The 22649-nt window shown below is 59.9% G+C and carries 24 protein-coding genes; 8 read left to right on the top strand and 16 right to left on the bottom strand.

Annotated features, from left to right (window positions below):
- Window positions 1-38 precede the first annotated feature (38 nt).
- Both ABJH13_RS16640 and mutY read right to left on the bottom strand, forming a co-directional pair.
- Entirely contained in the window at window positions 39-1178 is a 1140-nt protein-coding gene (locus ABJH13_RS16640) for an alkane 1-monooxygenase (protein WP_348407332.1), read from the bottom strand.
- Between the two features lie 70 nt (window positions 1179-1248).
- The gene (mutY, locus tag ABJH13_RS16635; RefSeq protein WP_348407331.1) at window positions 1249-2325 is read right to left on the bottom strand and encodes an A/G-specific adenine glycosylase; all 1077 of its coding nucleotides are present in this window, start codon (window positions 2323-2325) and stop codon (window positions 1249-1251) included.
- An 84-nt stretch (window positions 2326-2409) separates the two neighbouring features.
- On the opposite strand from mutY, the gene ABJH13_RS16630 reads away from it, so the two are divergent.
- Window positions 2410-2919 carry a DciA family protein gene (locus ABJH13_RS16630; protein ID WP_348407330.1) on the top strand — a complete coding sequence of 170 codons (510 nt, stop codon included), beginning with the start codon at window positions 2410-2412 and terminating at the stop codon, window positions 2917-2919.
- A 14-nt stretch (window positions 2920-2933) separates the two neighbouring features.
- A complete protein-coding gene (locus ABJH13_RS16625) occupies window positions 2934-3611 on the top strand; it encodes a DsbA family protein (RefSeq protein WP_348407329.1) in 678 nt (225 codons plus the stop codon).
- Between the two features lie 46 nt (window positions 3612-3657).
- On the opposite strand, the gene ABJH13_RS16620 is transcribed toward ABJH13_RS16625, so the two are convergent.
- The 7 genes from ABJH13_RS16620 to ABJH13_RS16590 form a co-directional block, all read right to left on the bottom strand.
- The gene (locus ABJH13_RS16620) at window positions 3658-4101 is read right to left on the bottom strand and encodes a nucleoside deaminase (protein WP_348407328.1); all 444 of its coding nucleotides are present in this window, start codon (window positions 4099-4101) and stop codon (window positions 3658-3660) included.
- Window positions 4098-4997: a polysaccharide deacetylase gene (locus ABJH13_RS16615; RefSeq protein WP_348407327.1), complete on the bottom strand. Its 900-nt coding sequence runs from the start codon at window positions 4995-4997 to the stop codon at window positions 4098-4100. Before ABJH13_RS16615 ends, ABJH13_RS16620 begins: the two co-directional genes overlap by 4 nt.
- Before the next feature lie 4 nt (window positions 4998-5001).
- Window positions 5002-6087 (bottom strand): ABC transporter ATP-binding protein, encoded by a 1086-nt coding sequence (locus tag ABJH13_RS16610; RefSeq protein ID WP_348407326.1) that lies wholly within the window; start codon window positions 6085-6087, stop codon window positions 5002-5004.
- Window positions 6084-6884 (bottom strand): ABC transporter permease, encoded by an 801-nt coding sequence (locus ABJH13_RS16605; protein ID WP_348407325.1) that lies wholly within the window; start codon window positions 6882-6884, stop codon window positions 6084-6086. The genes ABJH13_RS16610 and ABJH13_RS16605 overlap by 4 nt, the downstream gene beginning before the upstream one ends.
- The gene (locus tag ABJH13_RS16600; protein ID WP_348407324.1) at window positions 6881-7735 is read right to left on the bottom strand and encodes an ABC transporter permease; all 855 of its coding nucleotides are present in this window, start codon (window positions 7733-7735) and stop codon (window positions 6881-6883) included. The genes ABJH13_RS16605 and ABJH13_RS16600 overlap by 4 nt, the downstream gene beginning before the upstream one ends.
- A gap of 59 nt (window positions 7736-7794) precedes the next feature.
- Entirely contained in the window at window positions 7795-8931 is a 1137-nt protein-coding gene (locus ABJH13_RS16595; protein ID WP_348407323.1) for a spermidine/putrescine ABC transporter substrate-binding protein, read from the bottom strand.
- A gap of 150 nt (window positions 8932-9081) precedes the next feature.
- A complete protein-coding gene (locus ABJH13_RS16590) occupies window positions 9082-9951 on the bottom strand; it encodes a LysR substrate-binding domain-containing protein (protein WP_348407322.1) in 870 nt (289 codons plus the stop codon).
- 103 nt (window positions 9952-10054) lie between these two features.
- Here ABJH13_RS16590 and ABJH13_RS16585 point away from each other — a divergent pair, with 103 nt between their 5' ends.
- Window positions 10055-10777: an adenine phosphoribosyltransferase gene (locus ABJH13_RS16585; RefSeq protein ID WP_348407321.1), complete on the top strand. Its 723-nt coding sequence runs from the start codon at window positions 10055-10057 to the stop codon at window positions 10775-10777.
- Window positions 10774-11406, top strand: a complete 633-nt coding sequence (locus ABJH13_RS16580; protein WP_348407320.1) for a phosphoribosyltransferase family protein — start codon at window positions 10774-10776, stop codon at window positions 11404-11406. The genes ABJH13_RS16585 and ABJH13_RS16580 overlap by 4 nt, the downstream gene beginning before the upstream one ends.
- A gap of 3 nt (window positions 11407-11409) precedes the next feature.
- Here ABJH13_RS16580 and lpxK read toward each other — a convergent pair whose 3' ends face one another.
- From lpxK to ABJH13_RS16550, 6 genes are all read right to left on the bottom strand, one after another.
- Window positions 11410-12405 (bottom strand): tetraacyldisaccharide 4'-kinase, encoded by a 996-nt coding sequence (lpxK, locus tag ABJH13_RS16575; RefSeq protein WP_348407526.1) that lies wholly within the window; start codon window positions 12403-12405, stop codon window positions 11410-11412.
- Window positions 12392-13639 carry a glycosyltransferase N-terminal domain-containing protein gene (locus tag ABJH13_RS16570; protein WP_348407319.1) on the bottom strand — a complete coding sequence of 416 codons (1248 nt, stop codon included), beginning with the start codon at window positions 13637-13639 and terminating at the stop codon, window positions 12392-12394. Before ABJH13_RS16570 ends, lpxK begins: the two co-directional genes overlap by 14 nt.
- Before the next feature lie 6 nt (window positions 13640-13645).
- Window positions 13646-13888, bottom strand: coding sequence for a DUF4170 domain-containing protein (locus tag ABJH13_RS16565; protein ID WP_348407318.1), 243 nt, complete (start codon window positions 13886-13888; stop codon window positions 13646-13648).
- 57 nt (window positions 13889-13945) lie between these two features.
- Window positions 13946-14731, bottom strand: coding sequence for a 3'(2'),5'-bisphosphate nucleotidase CysQ (locus ABJH13_RS16560; protein ID WP_348407317.1), 786 nt, complete (start codon window positions 14729-14731; stop codon window positions 13946-13948).
- On the bottom strand, window positions 14718-16064 hold the full coding sequence (locus tag ABJH13_RS16555; RefSeq protein ID WP_348407316.1) for a TldD/PmbA family protein: 1347 nt from the start codon (window positions 16062-16064) through the stop codon (window positions 14718-14720). Before ABJH13_RS16555 ends, ABJH13_RS16560 begins: the two co-directional genes overlap by 14 nt.
- Before the next feature lie 282 nt (window positions 16065-16346).
- Complete coding sequence (locus tag ABJH13_RS16550) at window positions 16347-17870, bottom strand: DUF2125 domain-containing protein (RefSeq protein WP_348407315.1); 1524 nt, start codon at window positions 17868-17870, stop codon at window positions 16347-16349.
- A 127-nt stretch (window positions 17871-17997) separates the two neighbouring features.
- Between ABJH13_RS16550 and ABJH13_RS16545 the strand changes: the two genes are divergently transcribed.
- The 4 genes from ABJH13_RS16545 (at window position 17998) to ABJH13_RS16530 (ending at window position 22061) form a co-directional block, all read left to right on the top strand.
- On the top strand, window positions 17998-18747 hold the full coding sequence (locus ABJH13_RS16545) for an SDR family oxidoreductase (RefSeq protein WP_348407314.1): 750 nt from the start codon (window positions 17998-18000) through the stop codon (window positions 18745-18747).
- Window positions 18744-19352 (top strand): enoyl-CoA hydratase/isomerase family protein, encoded by a 609-nt coding sequence (locus tag ABJH13_RS16540; RefSeq protein ID WP_348407313.1) that lies wholly within the window; start codon window positions 18744-18746, stop codon window positions 19350-19352. Before ABJH13_RS16545 ends, ABJH13_RS16540 begins: the two co-directional genes overlap by 4 nt.
- 193 nt (window positions 19353-19545) lie before the next feature.
- On the top strand, window positions 19546-20880 hold the full coding sequence (locus ABJH13_RS16535) for a mechanosensitive ion channel domain-containing protein (protein WP_348407312.1): 1335 nt from the start codon (window positions 19546-19548) through the stop codon (window positions 20878-20880).
- Complete coding sequence (locus ABJH13_RS16530) at window positions 20877-22061, top strand: TIGR03862 family flavoprotein (protein WP_348407311.1); 1185 nt, start codon at window positions 20877-20879, stop codon at window positions 22059-22061. The genes ABJH13_RS16535 and ABJH13_RS16530 overlap by 4 nt, the downstream gene beginning before the upstream one ends.
- Here ABJH13_RS16530 and ABJH13_RS16525 read toward each other — a convergent pair.
- Window positions 22040-22624: a glutathione S-transferase family protein gene (locus ABJH13_RS16525; RefSeq protein WP_348407310.1), complete on the bottom strand. Its 585-nt coding sequence runs from the start codon at window positions 22622-22624 to the stop codon at window positions 22040-22042. The genes ABJH13_RS16530 and ABJH13_RS16525 overlap by 22 nt on opposite strands.
- Between the last annotated feature and the right edge of the window lie 25 nt (window positions 22625-22649).

Raw genomic sequence — 22649 nt, 5'->3', positions numbered from 1 at the left:
TAGATTACGCGTATAATATTTAAGATATCATGATCGCCTCAACGCGGCAGGGGGTTTTGCGCCTTATTATACGCAGACCAATCGCCGATTTCGGGATAGTGGGCCTTGCGCCACTGCCTTACCTTTGGGTTCATAATGCGCCGCCACAAAGGGGGGCACATCGCGGCCATGGTCATAACCGGATACCCAAACGGCAGCTGTGGCGCGTCGGTGTCTGAATAGGTCTGCAATACCGGAAACCGCCTGTCGGGTTTGAAATGATGATCCGAATGCCGCTGCAAATTAATCAACAGCCAGTTGGACATACGGTGGTCTGCGTTCCATGAATGCTGCGGTTTCACGTGCTCGTATTTACCGCCGCCCAGATGTTTGCGGGTCAGCCCGTAGTGTTCGATATAATTGACCAGTTCCAATTGCCAGATCGCGGTGCCGGCTTGAATCGCAAACAGCACCACACCCGCCCCGCCGCCAAGCGCAAACGCCAGCGTCAGCATGCCCGCCTGCAGCGCCCAATATTTGAAAAACGGGTTCTTGCGGTCATGCCACGGGCGGTTTCGCCGGGCCAGCATCGCTTTTTCGGCACCAAATGCGGACCAAAAAGATTGCACCAGAACCCGCGGATAAAACTGGTGAAACCCTTCGTTATAGCGGGCTGTCACCGCGTCTTTTGGCGTGCCGACATAGCGGTGGTGCACCAGCAGATGTTCGGACCGAAAGTGCGAATACAGCACCATCGCCAGTAAAATATCTGCCATATGGCGTTCGGATTTGTTTTTCTGGTGCATCAATTCATGGCTGTAGTTGATGCCAATGGTGCCGGTGATCACGCCGACACCAAAAAACAACAGGCCCCGTTCAAAGGTGCTAAGATGGTCGGCCTGAGGCGCGTACCAGATCAGGCTGAACAGCAGGCAAAACTGCACGGGGGCCCAGATGGTCGTGATGGCGTGATGCCAAAACAACCCGGCCTCGGGTGTGTTAGGGTCGGGATTGCTGGTGTTGTTGCCAAGGATCACGTCGAGCACAGAGGTCAGGCACCACGCGACCAGCGGCAATAGCACAAGGGTCCACCCGCCTTGGGTCGCGCTGAGCCATGCCAGTGGCAGCAGCAACAGTGACACCCAAAATGGCAGGGCGTGGGGTAGGCGCGACAGGGTGGCGGTGCTTTGTGCGGTCATGGTCCGATGTCTCGAGGTTTGGCGCAACCTATCGCCCCCCCGCAACCCAGAGCCAAGCGTAACGCCACGTTCAAAACTGACCACGCGCCAGATCAAAGACTTTGCGCATCACTGTCGGCAGGTCGGTGGGGCGAAAGGTGACGGGGGGGATGAATTGGCCGCGCAGGGGTGCGGTTTCTTGACGAGACAGTGCTGTGCGCACCTCAAGCTGTAGGTGAAAGTGGGTGAAGGTATGGCGCACTTGGGTGTTCAGGGTCGTCCAATCGGCGCTGATGGGCGGTGTGATATCTGGCAATGGGGTGCTGGTGTCTACCCAGTCTGATCCGGGCCAGCCCAGCATCCCCCCTAACAGCCCGCTGTCGGGGCGCGTTTCGAGCAACCACGCGCCATCCGCACGGCGGGCCACAAAGACAATGCCAGACCGCGTTGGTTTGGCCTTTTTAGGCGTCTTTTTGGGCAAATCGGGCGCGGTCCCCAACGCGCGCGCCTGACAGGGGTCGCGCCACGGGCAGATCCCGCAGGCGGGCGACTTTGGGGTGCAGATCGTCGCGCCCAAATCCATCACGGCCTGCGCGTAATCGCCCGGTCGCGCCTGTGGTGTTAGCGCATCGGCCAGCCGCATCAGGTCAGGCTTGGCGGCGGGCAATGGCGTGTGCACATCATACATCCGCGCCATCACGCGTTCGACGTTGCCGTCCAGAACCGCATGCCGCAGATCGAACGCAATGGATGAAATCGCGGCAGCAGTATAAGGCCCGATGCCCGGCAACGTCAGCAACGCGGCATGATCGGCGGGAAACACGCCGCCATGATCCGCCACAACAACCCGCGCGCATTTCAGCAAATTGCGGGCGCGGGCGTAGTACCCCAAGCCCGCCCATTCACCCATCACGTCGGCATCTTGGGCGGCGGCAAGATCTGCCACCGTGGGCCAGCGTGTGGTGAACCGTATGAAATACTCTTTGACGGCGGCAACGGTTGTCTGTTGCAGCATCACTTCGGATAGCCACACGCGGTACGGGTCTGGCATCTGCCCTGCGGTGCGGGCCTGGGGCGGCACGCGCCATGGCATCGCGCGGGCGTGCACGTCGTACCACCCCAAAAGCGTGGCGTTCAATGTGTCGGGTGTTTGGATTAAGTCACGCAATATTTATGATCACCCATATGCTGAGGCTGGTTGTGGTCGTCGAGACCGGTTATGTTGCGACATAGGATCTTTGGGAAGATAGCAATGCCACCCAGACGCGCCAGTACAAAAGGGTTTACGCGCACCGCCAGCTTGCTGACCGGTCGCATCCGGGCTGCGTCAGAAAGCCGGGGATTCGCCCAAAGCCGCCTGTTGACCCAATGGACCGAAGTCGTTGGCACGGATATCGCGGCGATTTCCCGCCCCGTCGAGGTCAGCTATGGGCGCGGCGGTATGGGCGCCACGCTGACCTTACTGACCACCGGTGCACAGGCGCCAATGTTAGAGATGCAAAAAGAAAAGCTGCGCGCCAAGGTCAACGCCGTCTACGGCTATAACGCCATCGCGCGCGTTCGGATCACCCAAACGGCCGCTACTGGGTTTGCCGATGGGAAGGTGTCGTTTGAGGCGACGAAACCCGCCGCAGATGCCGCACCCGTTGACCCTGATATCCGGCAAAAAGCCGCCCAAACCGCGGGCCCGGTCCAAGACGATGGACTGCGCGATGCGCTGGCGCGGCTGGGCGAAAACATATTGACCAAGACAAACCGTTGAAAAAGGAAACGTTGATGTCGCGAATGATGATTATCTCTGCCGCTGTGGCTGTGCTTGGAGTGGGGGCGTATTTTGTGACTACGCCGGGCCCGCAGACATCGGGCACATCTATTGACTTGCCAGGCGCGGCGTTCGCGCAAGGCACAGAGGCCGATATTGATACCTCCACGATCGTGGACATGTCGATTGGCAACCCCGATGCGCCAGTTACCGTGGTTGAATATGCGTCGTTCACCTGCCCGCATTGTGCGGCGTTCCACGCAGGGCCCTTTAAGCAGCTCAAAACCGACTATATCGACACCGGCAAGATCAACTTTGTCTACCGCGAGGTGTATTTTGACCGGTTCGGTCTGTGGGCATCGATGATCGCGCGGTGCGGGGGGCGTGCGCAAAGCTTCTTTGGCATGACAGACCTGATCTACGCAGAGCAATCAACATGGTCGCGCGCGGGCGAGCCTGCAGCCATTGTTGCAGAACTGCGCAAGATCGGTGCATTGGCCGGGTTGGACGGTGACGCCATGGAAACCTGCCTTCAGGATGGGGATGAGGCGCGTACTTTGGTTGCTTGGTACCAGGAAAACGCCGAAGCCGACGGGATTGAAAGCACCCCAAGCTTTGTCATCAACGGCAAACGATACTCTAACATGTCCTATGCGGATATGGCCGAGCTGATCGACGACGCATCTGAATAAGTCACGGATGCACCGACCCGCCCCCTATGGCGCGGGTCGGTGTGTTTTAATCTGCGATGTCTTCGGCCCAAAGTTCGGGCTTTTCGGTAATGAACCGTTGCATCAGGGCGATGCAGTCGGGATCGTCAGCCACCACAACCTCGACGCCCTTTGAACGCAAGAAATCTTCGTTGCCGCCAAAGTTGGTGTTTTCACCGATCACAACCCGCGGGATGCCAAATTGGATGATGGTGCCTGAGCACATCATGCACGGGCTCAACGATGTATACAGCGTGGTGTCGCGGTAGGTCTTTTGCCGCCCCGCTTTGCGCAACGCATCCATCTCGCCGTGGGCAATCGGGTCGCCCTGTTGCACACGCTGGTTGCGCCCCTGCGAAACCACCGCGCCACCCCGTGCCAAAACGGACCCGATGGGGCAGCCGCCCTCGTCAAACCCGGCTTTGGCCTCTTCATAGGCGATGCGCAACAAGCGTGTGTCGTCAGCGTTCATGTCTTTTCCTTTTCGGCTAAAATTGGGCCGGGGTAGTAGGGCAACGTTTGTGTGGTGGGCGCCCAAAGGCCATCGCGTTTTAGCATATCCATATGATCTGCGATCTGATCAAGCGTGGCAAACCAAACGTCTTTGTCTGCGCGGGTCTTTTCGATCCAGGCCTCGACCTGTTTCCAGCGGGCTAACCGGCCAGTCAAAAACGGGTGCAGGATCAGCATGAAAAACCCGCCTGCGTCGTATTGCGCGTCGAATTCTTCCCAAAATCCGGCAAGCCCCTGCGAAGGCGATTTGACCGGCATCATATACCCGATTTCGTCGAAATGGGCAAAGGGCGGCCAGTCGTCCGTGCCCCAATGCACCGGCATCTCATAAAGCGACCCGGCGCTCGTATCGAGCTGATAGGGGATGTCATCGCCCATCATCGAACTGTCATAGCGCAGCCCGTGTTCGACCATCAAATCCACAACCTCTTGGGTGATGTTATACACCGGCGCACGGTAGCCCCGTGGGGCCTGCCCGCAAATACGTTGGTGCACGTCTAACGTACGCTCAAACCATTCGCGTTGGGTGCCGCGCGTGGCGATGGGGTCTTCGTGCAAATACCCGTGATGGCCGATTTCATGACCGTCTTTCAGGATCGCTTCGGCTACATCGGGATAGGTTTCCAGACACCAACCGGGGATGAAAAACGACTGCTTCAATCCGAACCGCCGGTAGGTATCCAAAATGCGCGGTATCGCCACCATCGGGCCATATCGCCCCATCGATATCGGATAAAGCCTATCGTGGCTGTCACCGGGTTTGGCGATATGGATCAGGCTGTCTGCATCCATGTCAAAGGTGATTGCCACGGCACATTTCGCGCCGTTGGGCCACGGGATCGGGTTGCGGATCATGGTGTTACCTTTCGTTCAAGACATGGGCGCTTTGGGTATCCCACGACAGCCAAATGCCGTCGGCACCTTTCAGATCAAACCGCGATAATTCGCGTTCTTGCATCTGCACCTTAAAATCTTGGCCCTGCGCGTCTTCGAGAAACAACGTCACCATCGACCCCACGAATTCCTCTGAAATCAGGCGGCACTGGGCGGTGTTGTCGCCGGTGGGGTGGTCCATGGCGATATGCACCAGATCCGCCGAAATCACGAAACTGGCGGTTTGTCCCTGTGTTAGGGTCACATCGTTCATCGGCACGGTAAAATCCCCCGACGGGGTGGTGATCTGGGCGGTATCTTGCGCCACACGGCTTACGGTGCCCGTGAGGATATTGTTGCGGCCCACAAATTCGGCAACAAACTGGTTGGCAGGGGCGCGGTAAATGTCTTTGGGCGTGCCAATCTGGGCGATCTTGCCGTTGCCCATGATGACCACGCGGTCGGCCATGGCAAAGGCCTCGGATTGCGAGTGGGTCACGTAAACAAAGGTAATGCCCAATTCGCGTTGCAGGTCCGTCAGCACGGCCTGCATGCGGATGACCAGATGCGCATCCAGCGCCGATAAAGGTTCGTCCAACAGCAAGATCTGCGGCTCCATCACCAACGATCGCGCCAGCGCCACACGCTGTTTTTGCCCGCCCGACAGCGTCGAAATATCGCGGTCGGCGAATTCGAGGATGCCCATCTTTTCCAGCCATCGCAGCGCGCGGGCCTTGCGTTCGGCCGCGTCCACACCGCGCATTTTTAGGCCGAATTCCACGTTTTCGCGGGCGGTCAAAAACGGAAACAACGCCAGTGATTGCCAAACCAACGGTGTATCGCGCGCGTGGGGCGGGACGTCGTTCATGACCTGCCCGTTCAGGCGGATCTCGCCGGTGCTGGGGGCCTCTAGCCCGGCCAACATGCGCAGGGTCGTGGTTTTGCCGCAGCCCGACGGGCCCATGATGGCCAAAAATTCGCCCTCGCGGATTTCGAAGTCGAGCTCTTTGACGGCGGTGAAATCGTCGAACTGTTTTTGAACTTTGTCAAAGACAACCAGCGGTGCGGTCATGATCGGATACTTTTCAGTTGGCGGCTGGCAAAGAAGACTTGCGCCAGCACGACGAGGGTCATGGAAATGAGAAACACAAAGGTGCCGATGGCGTTGACCTGTGGGTCGATATTGCCCTGCACGATCTCCAAAATGATCACCGGTAGGGTTTTGTTGAGGCCGGACACAAACCACGACACGGCGAATTCATCAAAGGACACAGCCGCCGTTAAAAACAGTCCCGACGCGATCGCGGGTTTGCAAAACGGGATGATCACATGGCGCATGGTTTGCCATTCGGACCCGCCCAGGTTCCATGCGGCGGCTTCTAGGTCAGGGTCCATCTGGTTTAGACGCAACCGGATCACCGCCATCGCAAAGGGCGCGGTCAGCACCGAATGCGCGATGATGATCGAATAGATCTGCCCCGACATGCCGATTTTAGAAAACCACGCCAGCATCGCCAGCGCCATGATGATCAACGGTATGGTCGGCGGCAACAAGATCAGCGCCAGATAGGGCGCCTTGAGGCGAAAGTTATACCGGAAATCGGAATAGGCGGTGCAAAACCCCAGAAACGTCGCGATCAGGGCGGTGCAGCTAGAGACGATCAGACTGTTGAGTGCGGCTTCCCACACATCGGGGTCGGCCAAGATTTTTGCGTACCATTCGGTGGAAAAATCGCCCAACGGGATCGTCGGGAAGCGTTGGGAATTGAACGAAAACATCATGCTAAAGAGGATCGGTGCAAAGACGAATGCAAAGATCAGCCCCACGTAAAGGGCCAGCGCGATGTTGATTGCGCGGTTGCCGGTCATTTCGAGCCCTTCCGTTTGCGATAGGCCAATGCGATCCCCGCAAAAGCCACCGCGAACAACGTGCCCATCATCATGATCGCCACGACCGCCGCGCGGGGCCATTGTTGGCCGGATTTCGTGGTATCAAGGATGAGGATCGGCAGCGTCGGTTCTTGCGAGCCACCCAGATAAAACGGTGCGACAAAATCCCCAAAGGACAGGATAAAACAAAAGACCGCAGCAATGATCAGCCCGGTTTTCGACAGCGGAATGATGACCTGCCAGATCGTCGCCAGCGGTTTGCACCCCAGATTGCGCGCCGCCTCAACGAGGGTTTTGTCGATATTGGCCATTGTGACCGTTTGCAAGATCACCACCAACGGCAGGGTCAGCGTCATGTACCCCACCAGCGTGCCGAAATGCGTGTTGAGCATCGTATACGGCCCCAGCCCGATATACCCCAGCATGGCATTGACCACCCCGCTTTCGGACAGGATGACAAACCATGAAAACGTGCGCACCAGATAACTGGTGAAAAACGGGATGATCAGCAGGAAAATCGCCCAACGGCGCGTTGTTTCAGATGCGCGAAACGCCAATGCAAAGGCCGCCGGAAACGCCAGACACATCGCGCAAACCGTTGATATTGCCGCGATCAGGCAGGTGTACCAATAGCTGTCCCAGAAATAGCCGCGCGTTAGCATGCGCCCCCAATTCACGAACTCGAACGCTTCGGTCATGCGGTAGTTTTTCACTAGGAAAAACGACATGGCGATCATAAAGACCACCGGGCCCACAAAGAAAACGCCTTGCCACGCGATAATGGGCAAGCGCCATGTCAGCGTATAAAGGCTGGGGATTTTACGAGGCATAGGGCGTGTCCTTTGGACATGGGCAACGTGGCGCTGCCCATGTCAGGTGCCATCAAAGATCAGGCGTTTTTATATTCTGACCAGAAGTCGTTCCAGTCTTCCAGCGATTGTTGCTGGGGAATATCGCGGTAATGGATGCGGCCCGCGTTGATCAAGGCAATCGGGTCGTTGGCCATGCCTTCCATTTGATGCGACCGCTTGGCCTCGGCGGGGTCGGTTTCGATCAGGGCGGCGCGGCCTGCCTTTGTGACGCAAAAGCCGGGGTAGGCGGCCATTTGTGCCGATTTCACCTGACCCTCGGGGGACATCATATATTGGATGAACTTGGTGACTTCGGCGACTTTTTCACTGCCTTTGCCGATGCAGTAGCTTTCTGTGAACTGAATGCCGCCCTCTTTGGGGATGGTCGAGGCCACAGGCGCGCCGTCTTTTTCCAACACGCCGGTGATCCAATCACCGATGCCGCACATCGCGTGCATTTCACCATTTTTCAGACCGTTGAACGTGCCGCCATAGTCAAAGAACCCGCCGACCTGTTTGCGCAGGCTCATCGTGGTGTCTTGTACGGTGTCCCATGCGGCGTCATCGAGGTTCCACAATGCGGGGCCATTGCCGTTATACAGGCTCATCATGCCGAGGCTGGGCAGGTGCCAATCGAAATGCCCGACCTTGCCTTCGAGTTCGGGTTTCCAAAAGCACGAATAGCTTTGCGCCTCCTCTTCGGTTACGAAGTTCTTGTTGTAAGATACACCCAGATGCCCGCCGCGCAGCATCATGGAATACAGTTTCCCATCTGCCCAATGGCCGGGGAATTGAGTGAAATCTTCGTGCAGCATGTCTTCGAACGGATAGTCCGAGGCCTCAAGCGGGTCGATATAGCCCGCGAGGTTCAGCTGCTGCACAAATTCCGCGTCTGACAGGATGATGTCGTAGGTGCCGGGAGGCGATTGCGCGATAAGCGCCAACATGTTGTCGCCGCCCGCGTAATATTTAGGCACGAACTTGACGTTATTGGCCTCTTCATAGGCGCCGACCATGTCGGGTTCGCCGTGGCCATACCACGCCAGCATGTTGATTTCGGTCGTCGAGGCCCAGGCGCGGCTTACGAAAGGGGTGCTCAAAACGGCGGCGCCGCCCAGTTTCAGCACGTTGCGGCGGCTTGGACGCGCTGCCAGAATGCGGTTGGATATGGTCATATTCGTCTCCCGAATGTTGGTGTTCGCAGGTGTGATCGGTGCCTTTGCGGCTTGGGGTGATCACTGCGGCGCAGGACTCAATATTCGCGATGCTATTGCAAGAGCGACCTGATGGGAAATTTATCTGATCAATGGAAAAATAAATGTGCCTTATGGAATTGCCTCTTTTAGCGCCGTTTCAAAGGCATTCAGGACCTCATGCCCGTACTGGCCCAGACGTGTTTGCCGGTAAAACAGGCCGATATGCAGGGGTTTCAGGTCGGGCAGGCCGGTGTCGGCGGGCAACTGCCACAGGCCATCACGCATGGTGGGCCCCGTCAGGCACGACACGCCCAGCCCGTCCTGCACCGCCTGTTGCAGACTGCCTATTCCGGGGCTGGAAAAAGCGACCCGCCAGCGCCGGCTGACCTGGTCGAGCGCCTCTGTCATGCGGTCGCGGTAGGCACAGCCATGGGGGTGCATGATCAACGGAAGCGTTTCGTCATCGTCAAACCGCAGCCCCTCTGCGGCGACCCAGACGGGGTGTTCCAGCCAGCTGCGATGCAAAAATTGTTGGTGCCCGCCGGGGTAAAGACTAACCGCGATATCAAGGTCATCGTGGTGCAGGTCTTCGATCAGTTGCTGCGATAAATCGCACCGGATTTCTGCGCGTAGGTTGGGGTTCCCCTTGATGATCTGGGTGATGCAAGACTGCAGCATGCGCACGCCATAATCGACCGGCAGCCCGATTCGCACGGTATTGCACGCCAGCCCGGTGTCGAATTGACTGACCGCAAGATCGTTCAGCCGCAGGATCTGGCGCGCATGGCCAATCAGGGCAACGCCGCGTTCCGTTAGGGCAATTCCGCGTCCCTTCCGTTTGATAACGGCTTGGCCCACCAGCTCTTCTAGACGTTTCATCTGCAGGCTAATGGCGGGCTGCGTCCGGCCCAGCATTTCCGCGGCACGCGTATAGCTGCCCACTTCGATGACAGTGACGAAGGCACGCAGAACTTCAGTGGGCAAATTGATTTGGCTCATTTACGTCCATTTGCAATGTTTATGATTTCATAAGAGATATGAATTTTTGTTATCCTTTAATCTAACCTATTCTTTTGGGATGAACCGCAGTGATTTCCATAAAATGTTCAAGACCCCGGGGCCTGTGGTGTTGCCGGTGATCCACGTTTTGGATGCCGACCGGACCCGCCGCAATGTCCAAACCCTTTTGGAAGCAGGGGCGCAGGGCTGTTTCTTGATCAATCACGACTTTGATCCAGACCAGTTTATGCCAATTATTCACGCCACACGTGCGGCATTTCCGCCACTTTGGATGGGTGTTAATTTTTTGGCAGTCACCGGTAAGGACGCCTTTCCAATTTTGGGGCAGTTACAGGCCGATGGGTGTCAGGTTGATGCCTACTGGGCCGATGATGCCAGTATCGACGAAAACGGCGCAAATGCCGAGGCCAAAATGATCAAACATGCGCGCGCCACAAGCGGGTGGGACGGTCTGTATTTCGGCGGCACCGCGTTTAAGAAACAGCGCACAGTTGATCCGTCGCGGTATGGGGATGCCGCCCGCGAGGCCTGTCCGTTCATGGACGTGATCACCACATCGGGCGTGGCGACGGGCCAAGAGGTCGACCTTGGCAAGGTCGAAACCTTCCGCGCCGCGATCGGCGACCGCCCGCTGGCGTTGGCCTCGGGCATATCGCCGGGCAACGCGCAGGCCTACGCCGACGTTGATTGTTTTATGGTGGCCACGGGGATCAACGAACCGGGCAATTTTTACGACATTGATCCCGCGCGTCTGGCGGCCTTGATGGCCATCACCCGCGCGCTGGCGAAAGGACCCCCATCATGACCCTCCCCGACAAAGGCCCCCGCGATGACCGCTGGTACCTCAACATTATGGCGCCCAACACCAAGGGTGACAAATTTGCCTGGCTCGACCCGACGTCGATCTACATCAATGCCGAAGCGTTCAATGACCTGCTGGACGACCTGTTGGACGATCTGAACGAGGTCGACTGTGACGTGGTCGCGGGCCTTGATGCGATGGGGTTTGTGCTGGGGGCGGCGCTTGCTGCGCGGCGGGGCGTTGGGTTTTTGCCGATCCGCAAGGCCGGAAAGCTTTGTGTAGACACTGATAAAGTCCCATTTGGCAATTATTCCGGCCGTACCCAAGAAATGGAGATGCGGTTGCCTGCCTTTGCGCCGGGCACGCGGGTGTTGTTGGTGGATCAGTGGATTGAAACGGGCGGCACGATGGATGGCGCTGTGCGTTTGGTCGAACGTCAAAAGGGCATCGTTGCGGGTATGGTCGCCGTTGCGATCGAAGAAAACGACCGCACCCGAGGCTACCGTGCGCTGTATCCATGTGTTTCGGCGGTCATGCCCGGATCGCACTGGCAGGCGGATTGCAACAAACAGACCCTAACAAGCTTTGCCGCCTACCGCCCCGAGGCCGCGTTTCCCCAAACGAAACGCTGAGCCTTACGCGGGTTTGGGCAGGGCCGCTAATGGGGTGAACAGCGCGTTGGCGTCACCGTCAAACGCCAAGCGCACCGGCAGGGTGATCACCTTTGTGCGAAAGGCGGCAGGCAGGCGCACTGCGTCTTTTTCGGTGGTGACCAATTGCGCGCGCCGTGCGGATGCATCAGCGTCGAGCCGGGCCATCAAGGCGGGCGTCAACGGTTGATGATCATCCAGCGGTTCGGCGTGCACTATCGTGGCCCCAAGCGACCTGAGAGTGGCAAAGAATTTCTCTGGGTGAGCAATACCCGCAAAGGCAACGACGCGCTCCTGGTCCCAGGGCATTCCGGTTTGCAGGGGGGCCAGATGCGCCTGCACGCGGGGCACATCGGGCGGGATTTGCCAATGAAACGCGGCCTGTGCGGCGGCGTCGCCCAAGGTCAGCACCAGATCAGCGCGTGCCAAACCCACCCCTGCGGGTTCGCGCAAGGGCCCCGCAGGCAGGCAGCGCCCGTTGCCAAATCCGCGCTGTGCATCGACGACCACGATGTTCAGATCTTTGTGCAGGGCGGGGTTTTGAAACCCGTCATCCAGCACAACAACCGACGCACCCGCCGCCTGTGCCGCGCGCCCGCCTGCGGCACGGTCTTGGGCGACCCACACCTCGGCGAAGGCCGCTAATAACAGCGGCTCATCGCCGACATCTTGGGCGGTGTGGGTTGCAGGATCGACCCGCACGGGTCCTGTCAGCCGACCGCCGTAGCCACGTGTGACCACATGTGGCGTGTGAAAATCAGCGATCAGCCTGTCTAGAACTGCGATCACGGTGGGGGTCTTGCCCGTGCCACCCGCGTTTATGTTGCCGACGCAAACGACGGGTATATCCAGTGTGACGGGGGTCGCGGCGGCGAGCCTGCGCGCGGTGGCCCGGCCATATAGCCACCCCAGCGGGGCCAACACCCGCGCGATTAAACCGGGCCGATCAGACGCGGTGAACCAGAACTCAGGCGTGCGCATTGCGGCGTTCCAATCGGGCATCCAATGTGTCTTCGACCAGAGCGATGACATCGTCGCTCATTTCGGCGCCATGGCTGATGACATCCCACCCGGCATGGGCCATGGCGGCGGCCTGATCTGGTGCAATCAGGCGGGTGACCGCAGAGCCAAGGCTCGCGGCATCCTTGACGATGCGCGCCGCGCCAGCGTTGGCCAACCGGGTGTAGAACGGCAGGTAGCGCCGCACGTTGGGCCCGTATAGCACCGCTGACCCAAGCGCCGCGGCCTCAAAAGGGTTGCAGCCCCCATGCCCGGCTTGCAGGGAACTACCCAAGAAGGACACGGGTGCCAGCCGGTAAAACAGCCCCAAATCAAGGGCGTCTTCGGCTATCATCACCTGCACGGCTTCGCTGGGTTCACCGGGGGAGGGCCACGCACCCACCCGAAACCCTTGCGCTTCGGCCTGTTGGGTCAATCGCGCGACAGAGCCGCGCTGTGCGGGGTGCAGGATCAACAACAACCGGTGGGAATACCGCACAGCCTGCCGGTGTGCCGCGAAAATAACGCTGGCCTCGTCATCCTGAACAAACGTGGCCAACCACACCGGCCGCCCGCTGAGTGCGGTTGCCATTTCGTTTAGGTCGGTTTCATCGCAGGGCAACGCCTGCCCCCCGGCCTGTAGGGGGGCGGTGACTTGCATGTGGCGCGGGCGGATGCCAAGCACCTGCAGCCGTTGTTCTGTCGCGGTGTTGCGGACCATAATGCCCACGAATTCGGACAGCAGTTCGCGGGTGAGATCGGGCAGCCAGCGGTCGCGTCGCCCGTCGAACCCCCGCGTGTCGGCATCGATCAACGCCATCGGGCAATCGGTTTGATGGAGCTCATGCAGTAGTGTAGGCCGCAGCCCGCCCCAAATCCAGACACCCATATCGGGGGCCCAGTTGCGCAGGAACGCCCGCACCGCTGAAGGGTGTTCGGACGGCACGTGGTCAAGGAAAACGGGGCTTTCGGGCGGTGTTGTTGCACGCGCCTTGTCGAGGCTGTTTTGATCAGGAAATGTGATCAGCGCCTGCAACCCGTCGCGGGTCCGGCACAACCGCTGTGCCAGATCCTGGGCCGCAAGATGGTTGCTTGTGTCGGCGGCGTGCAGCCATATCAATTCGCCCTTGGGGCGCGGGCCGCTGGGGTCAAATGATCGGGCCGCCGACCTGCGTGACAGCGCACGATACGCTGTCATGCCAAGTGAGCGTCCCATGACAGATCAGCCCAGCTCTTCTGTTGAAGAGGCCGCGGTCTCTTCGTCGCGCAGGCGGTGCAGGTGCGCGATGAAATAGCGCATATGTGCATTGTCGACGGTGCGGTGCGCCTCGGATTTCCACGCATCAAAGGCGGTTGCATAGTCGGGGTACATGCCGACGATGTGAATGTCGTCTACGTTTTTAAATGTGTTCTTTGAGGGGTCTACGAGTTCGCCCCCAAAAACGAGATGCAGCCGTTGCGTCATGCGAATGATCCTTTAAAGCGGAGAATGGACAGAATGTTGCGTGTCTTGCGTGCGGGGTCAAGGTGCGTTGGGTGCAAGCGCATCCAGCACCCCACGATGGAGCACAGGACCCGCCGCGATCACGCCGTTCAGCTGTCGGGATGCGGAATTGAACCGCAGGTTGGCCCCGGTCTTGTCGGTGCACAGGCCGCCCGCCTCGGTCACAATCAATGCACCAGCGGCGATATCCCATTCCCAACTCGGGCGGAATGTCAGCATGGCGTCAAACCGCGCTTCGGCGACCAAGGCCAGACGGTAGGCCAGTGACGGCCGGTGCGCGCGTTCAAATGTCGGGGTGCCGTGGGCCCAGTGGTGGGGTTCCATCACGGGTTTGGTCGCGAGGATTTGCCCTGTGTTCAGCGTGTCGGCTTGGGACGTGGTCAGTGGCACGCCATTGCAAAACGCACCCGCCCCCAGCGTGGCAGTGTATAGCTTGTCGCGCAGCGGCAGGTAGACGGCGGCTGCGGTGATCTGGCCTTGATGCGCCACGGCCACTGAATGGGCCCAAGTGTTGGACCCGGCGACAAAGCTGCGGGTGCCATCAATCGGGTCGATGATAAATACGGTATCGCGGGTCAGACGGTCGGTGTCGTCTTCGCTTTCTTCGGACAGCCAGCCATAGTCGGGCCGCGCCGCGCGCAGGGTGCCTTCAAGCGCGTCATTCACGGCCAGGTCGGCCTCTGTTACGGGGCCCGCATCGCCGGGTTTGTCCCACGCGCGGGTGTCCTTGCCGACAAACCCGGTCGCCACGCGCCCGGCCAGCTTGATGGCATCAATGATGAGGGCGAGATCAGCTTCCTGCAAGGGTCATTCCCGGAACGAGCAGCGATGGCACAACGCGGCTAAGATGGGTGCGGGCGTCATTGGCGGGCACCATTTGGCGCAACATATCGCGTAAATTCCCCGCGATTGTGCATTCGTTCACGGCGTGGGTGATCTGGCCGTTTTCCACCCAGAACCCGGCTGCACCGCGCGAATAATCCCCCGTATTTGGATTGATCGTCGACCCAATCAGCGAGGTCACCAAAAGCCCGGTGCCCATATCGCGGATCAGATCATCGCGGGTGGCAGTGCCCGGTGTGAGCGCCACGTTCCATGCGGATGGTGACGGCGGCGACGACGTCCCGCGCCCGGCATTTGCCGTAGAGGGCATGTCCAATTTGCGCCCTGTCGCCAGATCAAGGGTCCAGCCGGTCAAGACGCCTTTGTCGACGATATTGCGCACCTGTGTCTGTAGGCCTTCGCCGTCAAATGGGCGCGAGCCGGCGGCGCGGGGGCGTCGTGGGTCTTCGATCAGGGATACATGATCCGGCAGGACGGCGTCGCCCATGGCATCGCGCAACCATGACCCACCACGTGCCACCGCTGCACCATTGGCTGCGGCCAACAGATGCCCGATCAGGGTGGATGAGATCCGTTCGTCAAACAGCACCGGGTAGCCGCCGGTTGCGGGTTTGCGCGCATCAAGACGTTCCAATGCGCGTTCCGCCGCGCGGGTGCCGATGTCGTGTGGGGCGCGCAGGTCTGCCTGAAACGTGCGGTTGTCGCCGTCATAGTCGCGTTCCATGCCGGTGCCCGTCCCGGCGATGGCGACACAGGATAGGCCACGACCTGTGCGCGTGTAGCCGCCCGAAAACCCGTTGCTGGCCGCCAGATGGATGGTGTGCGCCGAATACCCTGCGGATGCAGATTGCACCTGCGTGATGCCGCCATGCTCTAGGGCGGCGGCTTCGGCGGCTTGGGCGTCGTCTTGCAGATCAGCGGGCGATGGTTCTGCGGCGGGGTCGTGCAATTCCAGTGGGTCAGCGTCCAGATCATGGGCCAACTGGTCAGGGTCGGCCAATCCGATATAGGGGTCTTCGGGGGCTTCGCGGGCCATGGCCACGGCCCGCAGCGCCATTTCCGAGAGGGTGGCATCGCGGCTGTCTGACGCGGATACGGTCGCACTGCGTTGCCCGATGAACACCCGTAGGCCAAGATCGATTGCCTCGGCGCGGTCGGCCTGTTCCAAGACGCCCGCGCGCACATCAATGTTAACGGAGGTACCCTGCACAACCACGGTATCGGCGGCGTCTGCGCCGGCCTTGTGGGCGGCGTCCAGCAGCCGTGCGGTGAGGGTGTCGGGGGATGGTGTCATCGTGTCAGCTCCAAACCAGATCAACGTCAGGTAGCGATGTCACGGCCTGCGTGCAAGGCTGCGCTGCAACAGAACCCTTTAAAGGGGCGGCTTAGCGCGACGGTGAGGCAAAACAATCCCTGCGCAGGGTATCTCATGAAATACCCGCCAAACAGTTAACCGCCCTGCATGATATCTTGCGGTACATGCAAAACGCGGATGGTGCGTTGGGCCGTGATGCCGCCGTACCCTGCAAAAAGGGGCGCAACCCGCGCCCCTAGATTGCTAAACTTACCGTTAGCCTTATTGGATGCGCTGGCCATTGGCGCTGATGTGGCCCTGTTCGTTGATTTCGATCGTAGAATTCAACGTGTCCGGCGCGTCACCGGGGACGGCCAACAGGCCCATCATCAGGCGGGCACCCATTGCTTGGTCTTCGGGCAACAGGCCCATCTCGACCAACGTGTCCAGCAAGGTGTTGCCGCCCACAAGCATCAGATCAAGGGACCCGCTTGGTTTCGGCGCGCCCTCTGGCGCAGAGTTGTCAAACTCAAACGCGCCTTTGCCGGTCAGGTCGGCCCCGGCCAGACTAAGTCGCAGTTGATTGATCGTCAGCGCGTCGATTTCTAGGGGTGCTTCGGGGGTGTCTTCGAGTGCATTCAGGGCAGCGGCATCGGTAATATCAACGAGCCAGCGCATCTTGCCCGCCAAATCCAAGATCACGGTGGCAGGGTCGCGCGGTAGTTTTGCACTGGGGTCGAACAAGCCCCAAATGAAGTCTGACATGGTGACCCCATCCAGTGTGATATCGAGCGCAAACCCCTTGGGATCGTCGGACGGCACCAATGGCACGGACATGTCAAACCCGGACTGGGCAACCCCTAATGTCACGGGAAACGGCAGCTCTGATGACGTCATAGACAGGTTCAACGCGGATTGATCGGCTGAATATTCGAACCCATCCTGCGCCAACGCAAATGTCAAAGTGCCGCCTTGCGACGTGGTTTGTACCTCGAAGGTATCGGTGCCGTTTTGGGTCCCGGCTGCTTTGGACGTGCCGCCGACGTAGGCAAAAGTCCCGGCGACATCCATGCCCGCCCCAAGCAGGGCCGACAATTCCAACGGGTCGCCTTGCACTGTGGGGAAGGTGCTTTGCCCCGCGAGGGTCAGCCCGTCCATTGTGCCGCTTAGGGTCACATCATTCGTGCCATCTGGGTCAGGAAAATGAAGGCTATAGCTGGTTTTATCGACGGCCATCCGTTGGGTATACCCACGCGTGGCATCGATAGTTGTTTCGGCACTGCCCGTCAGGCCCTCTACGAGAAGACGCATCGCATCGTCTGCTAGGGTGATCGGGTCTTCGTCCACCGTTAACGCGGTCAGCACGGTTTCGATGCTTTGGGCGCTGTATTCGGAGGTGATCTGCGTTGGAGTGCCAGAAAACAGCGTGGTCATTTGGGCTGGGTGCACATCGAATGCCAGCTCGACATCAGATGCGGTGGGCGCGGTGATGTCGATCTCGACCTTCAGTGTGTCAGGGTAGACCACATTCACGGTGCCGTCGTCGTTTGTTTGAAAGTCGATCTGATCAAAGCGCACAACCATGGCGCCACCATCGTCGCCCGTCGCTGACGTCATTTCGATGGACGCCAGCGAGAGCCGGTCTGCGGTTTCGGTTTCGGTGGCCGTCACGCTGTAGCCTACGCCGTTGAAATAGGCTTTCCAGTCTGACCACACGTCTTGCGCAGAAATATCGGCCTGTGCCGCGTTTGCCAAAACGAGGCCAGCGGCGACCCCGACCGTCACGCGGGTGATCCCAAAAGTCATACTGTCGTCCTTATCGCTAAATTTGCGCGCATGGTCTGCGAAGCCCGTGGCAGGGTCAAGAGGAACTGGGGCTGGACCCACGGGCCTGCGCGCTTTACCAAACAGGAATTCAGTAGGAGCGTGACACATGGATATGACAGGTAAAACGGTACTGATCACTGGCGCAAGCCGGGGCATCGGGGCGGAAACGGCGCGGGTGTTCGCCAAAGCAGGCGCGAATGTGGCTCTGGTGGCGCGGGGACAGCGCGCGATCGCAGATTTGGCAGGCGAGATCGGCAAGCAGGCCATCGCCATCCCTTGCAACATCGCCAACAGCCGCGAAGTTTCAGCGGCGGTCGAAACCACGGTAGAGGCCTTTGGTGGTCTCGATGTTTTGATCAACAACGCGGGCGTGATCGAGCCGATCTCGCATCTGTCCACGTCGGATGTGGGCGCGTGGGGCGATGTCATCGATATCAACCTCAAGGGGGTGTATTATGGGATGCGTGCCGCGGTGCCGGTGATGAAGGCCACCGGTGGTGGGTCGATCCTAACGATCAGTTCCGGTGCGGCCCACGGCCCGATTGAGGCATGGAGCCACTATTGCGCGTCAAAGGCAGCCGTCAATATGTTGACCCAGTGTCTGGATAAAGAAGAAGCCGCGCATGGTATCCGCGCGATGGGGCTATCGCCGGGCACCGTGGCCACGCAAATACAGCGCGAGATCAAATCCAGCGGGATCAACCCGGTCAGCAAATTGGATTGGGACGTGCATATCCCCGCCGATTGGCCCGCGCGCGCCTTGTTGTGGATGTGCGGCGCAGAGGCGGACGAGTGGTGCGGCCGCGAAATATCGCTGCGCGACGAGGACATTCGCCGCAAAGTCGGCCTTATATGATCGATCTGAAGCGTGATGGGGACGTCTGGACCGTCACGTTGAACCGACCCGACAAAGCCAACGCGTTGACCGAAGACATGCTGCGCGATTTGATCCGCATCATGGGCCAAATGCACGACGCCCGCGCCGTTATCCTGACGGGCGCGGGCAAGGTGTTTAGCGCGGGGGCCGATCTGGATGCCGCGCGCGCGGGGCTTGCGGTTTCGCCGCTGTGGGAAGACCTGTCAGGTGCTGTGGCGGCCCTGCCGGGGCTGACGATTGCGGCGCTCAACGGGACGTTGGCGGGGGGCGCGATGGGGATGGCGCTGGCCTGCGACATCCGAATTGCCGTGCCGACTGCGCGGTTTTTCTATCCGGTGATGAAATTGGGCTTTCTGCCGCAGCCCAGTGACCCACGCAGAATGGCGGCGTTGATTGGCCCCGCGCGCACCAAACTGATCCTGATGGCGGGCCAGAAAATAGACGCCGAAGAGGCGCTGCGTTTTGGCCTGATCGACAGAATTGTCGCGCCTGAAACCCTGCTGACCGACGCCAAAGCGCTGACACTCGATACCGTCGCCGCGACCCCGGACCTCGCGCATCAGATCAAAGGGATGTGTCACTAGTCCGCGCCCAAAGCCGTATCGTGTGATATTCTGGGCTGTCTTGCCCGTTTGTTGCGCCCATGAGGCCGTCGGTGGGGCCAAAATCAGTGCTTGATGTGTCCGGTTTGAGACCTGATCGGGCTTGGGGGCTTGCTCTGGCGGTTGCTGGCGGGCAAAAGTTTCGCCATGAGGGGCACAACAAGGGGACCTTCGAGTGGAATTTGATCTCTCAGCGCAGCCGGAAATTGTCCAGCAGATGGCGGAATACGCCCTGATAGGCTGGGAACTGGCCAAATCCTGGGTGCTTAGCCCGGCGGCATGGTCGCAGTTTGCGCTGTTGATTGTGGCCTATCTGCTGGCGGTGGTGGCAGCGCGGCGGCTGCGCGGTGTGCTGACCCGTGTGATTACTCCCGCCCCGGATGCCGAAAGTTCGCTGGCCAAGGTCCGCCGCACCGTGTTGTTGGGGCTGCCGCTGTTGTTGCCGCTGCTGGCTTACGGGTTCACTGCTATCGGCGAAAGCGTCGTGCGGTCACTGTTCGACAGCGGCGCGGTGATCGCCTTTGGCAAACGGTTGTTTATGTTTCTGGCGGTGCGCACGCTGGTCGGTGAAATCATCACCGATCCGTTGCTGAAACTGCTGGGGCGCTATGCGTTGCTGCCCATTGCCGCGCTTTATACGGTGGGGCTGCTTGATCCGCTGATGGTCAAGCTAAACGCGATGACGGTGTCGCTTGGGAATATCTCGTTTTCGGTGATGTCGCTGGTGCGCGGGGCCATTGCGGGGGGCATCCTGTTTTGGCTGGGCGGGTGGTCCACGCGCCAAACATCGCAGTTCATAGAGGCGCAAAAAGACATGCGCCCATCGCTGCGCCAACTGATGGCCAAGGTGATTGAATTCGCCATTTTCGCCATCGCCTTTCTGTTGCTGCTGAATATCATGGGCATCAACCTCAGCGCGCTTGCGGTGATTGGGGGCGCGATTGGTGTGGGCCTTGGGTTCGGGCTGCAAAAGATCGCGTCGAATTTCATTTCGGGGGTGATCTTGCTCATCGAAGGGCAGGCGACGGTTGGTGATTTTGTCGAGCTGGATGGCGGCGAATCTGGCCAGATCGTGAAAATGACCGCACGGGCCGCGATTTTAGAAACCTTCGATGGCCGCTGGATCGTGGTGCCCAACGAAGATTTCATCACCACGCGGGTGGTCAACTATTCCGACAGCGGGTCTGCCAACCGCTATGAGGCGCCGTTTTCCGTCAGCTACGACACGGATATCAACGCGGTCCCCGCGATCATCGAAGCGGCGGTGGCAACACACCCCGATGTGCTGGATGTACCGTATCCGCCCGATTGCGAATTGCGCGGGTTTGGCGGCAGTGGTATTGATTTTGCTGTTGAATTCTGGGTCAACGGGCTGGATGACGGGCCGAATAAATACACCTCTGATGTGTTGTTTCTGGTCTGGAATGCGCTCAAGGACAACGGCATCGAAATCCCGTATCCGCACCGTGTGGTGGAATTTAAGGGCACGCCCCCCGAGATGGCAAAGTGACCACTGCGCTGGTCATTGGGGCGGGGCCCGCGGGGTTGATGGCCGCGCAAGAGCTGGCAGCCGCGGGGCTTGGGGTCACCGTATGTGATGCAAAACCATCGGTTGGGCGCAAGTTTCTGATGGCTGGAAAGTCGGGCCTGAACCTGACCAAAGACGAACCAATCGCGCAGATGTTGCCGCAGTACTCTGAGGCCGCAGGCCCGTTGCGCGCCTGCCTCGAGGCATTTGACGCGCAGGCCGTACAAGACTGGGCGCGGGGGCTGGGGCAGGACGTGTTCACCGGGTCAACCGGGCGTGTGTTCCCCCGTGCGATGAAGGCGTCGCCTTTGTTGCGGGCGTGGTTGGTCGCGTTGAATGCGGCAGGTGTGGTGCTGCGGCCAAATATGCGCTGGCAGGGGTGGGACGAGCACGGCGCGGTCTTCGATGGGCCCGGCGGCCGCGAAACCATGGCGCCACGTGTCACGGTTTTGGCGCTGGGTGGGGCAAGCTGGGCGCGGCTTGGGTCTGATGGCGCGTGGCGCGATACGTTGGTTGCGCGCGGGGTGCCGGTTGCCGATTTTGCCCCGGCGAATGTGGGGCTGCAGATCTCGTGGTCTGACCACATGCTGCGCCATTCGGGCCGCGCGCTCAAAGGCGTGCGGTTCACGGCGGGGCCGATGTCGTCACGCGGCGAGGCGGTGATTGGCCGCACCGGGCTAGAAGGCGGCGGTCTTTACGAGGTGAGCCGCGCGGTTCGGTTGGGCCACGGGGTGGTGGTTGATTTGCTGCCCGATCTGGATGCCGCAGAGGTTGCCAACCGGTTGGCGCGGCCCCGTGGCAAGGCGAGCCTGTCGACCCATCTGCGCAAAGCACTGAAACTGGACGTCGTCAAAACGGCGCTGATGCAGGAATGCGCGCGCCCCTTACCGCAGGACCCGGCGACGTTGGCGGGTCTGTTAAAGGCGCTGCCGCTGCTGCATCAAGGGTTGCGCCCCTTGGATCAGGCGATTTCTGTGGCCGGGGGCGTGCCCTTTGATGCGATGACGCCAGACTTTATGCTGACGTCCCAACCGGGCGTGTTTTGCGCCGGCGAGATGTTGGATTGGGAGGCCCCGACCGGTGGCTATCTGATCAACGCCTGTCTGGCCACGGGCCGGTGGGCGGGCCGCGCCGCCGCTGCCTATTGCGCAGATGCCGCCTGAAACGCAGGCCGTTCCCGCAGGGTTTTCGCGTATTGGAACAGTTTATCGTCGGTGCGCGGAAATTTGGCCCCAATGGCCCAGCTCAAACAATGGCACGCCAGAATATCGGGCAGGGTGATGTTATCGCCCATCAAAAACGGGCCCTCAAGGCGGTCCGTTAAAACAGCAGCCGCGCGTTCAAATTCGACCTTCAGGACCTCTTTGATCGCGGGCATACGAAGATCTTCGGGCAGCACGAAACTATGTTTGGCAGCGGCCCATAAAATCGCATCGAATTCGTCGATCAGCCAAAAGGTCATGGCGTCTTGGTGCGCGCGCGCAATGGTGCCTGCGGGGGCGGTCAGTTTGCCGTGCTTGTCCGCCAGATACGTCAAGATCGCCATGGAATCTGTGATCACCGCATCGCCATCAATCAGGGCTGGGATCTTTCCCAACGGGTTATGCGCGTGCGCGTCATCCGAACGGGGCGCTGCGGGGATATGCGTGTAGGGTTCGCCCATCTCTTGTAGGGCCCAAAGGACCCGGAGGGCGCGCGATTTTGTTGCTCCAATGACGGTGTACATATGTGGTGTCCCTTGATGTGTTGCG

The organism is Roseobacter sp., from assembly GCF_039970775.1.
Lineage (GTDB): Bacteria > Pseudomonadota > Alphaproteobacteria > Rhodobacterales > Rhodobacteraceae > Roseobacter.
Note: the sequence above shows the minus strand (reverse complement) of the source record. Positions and strands in the feature narration are given on the sequence as shown.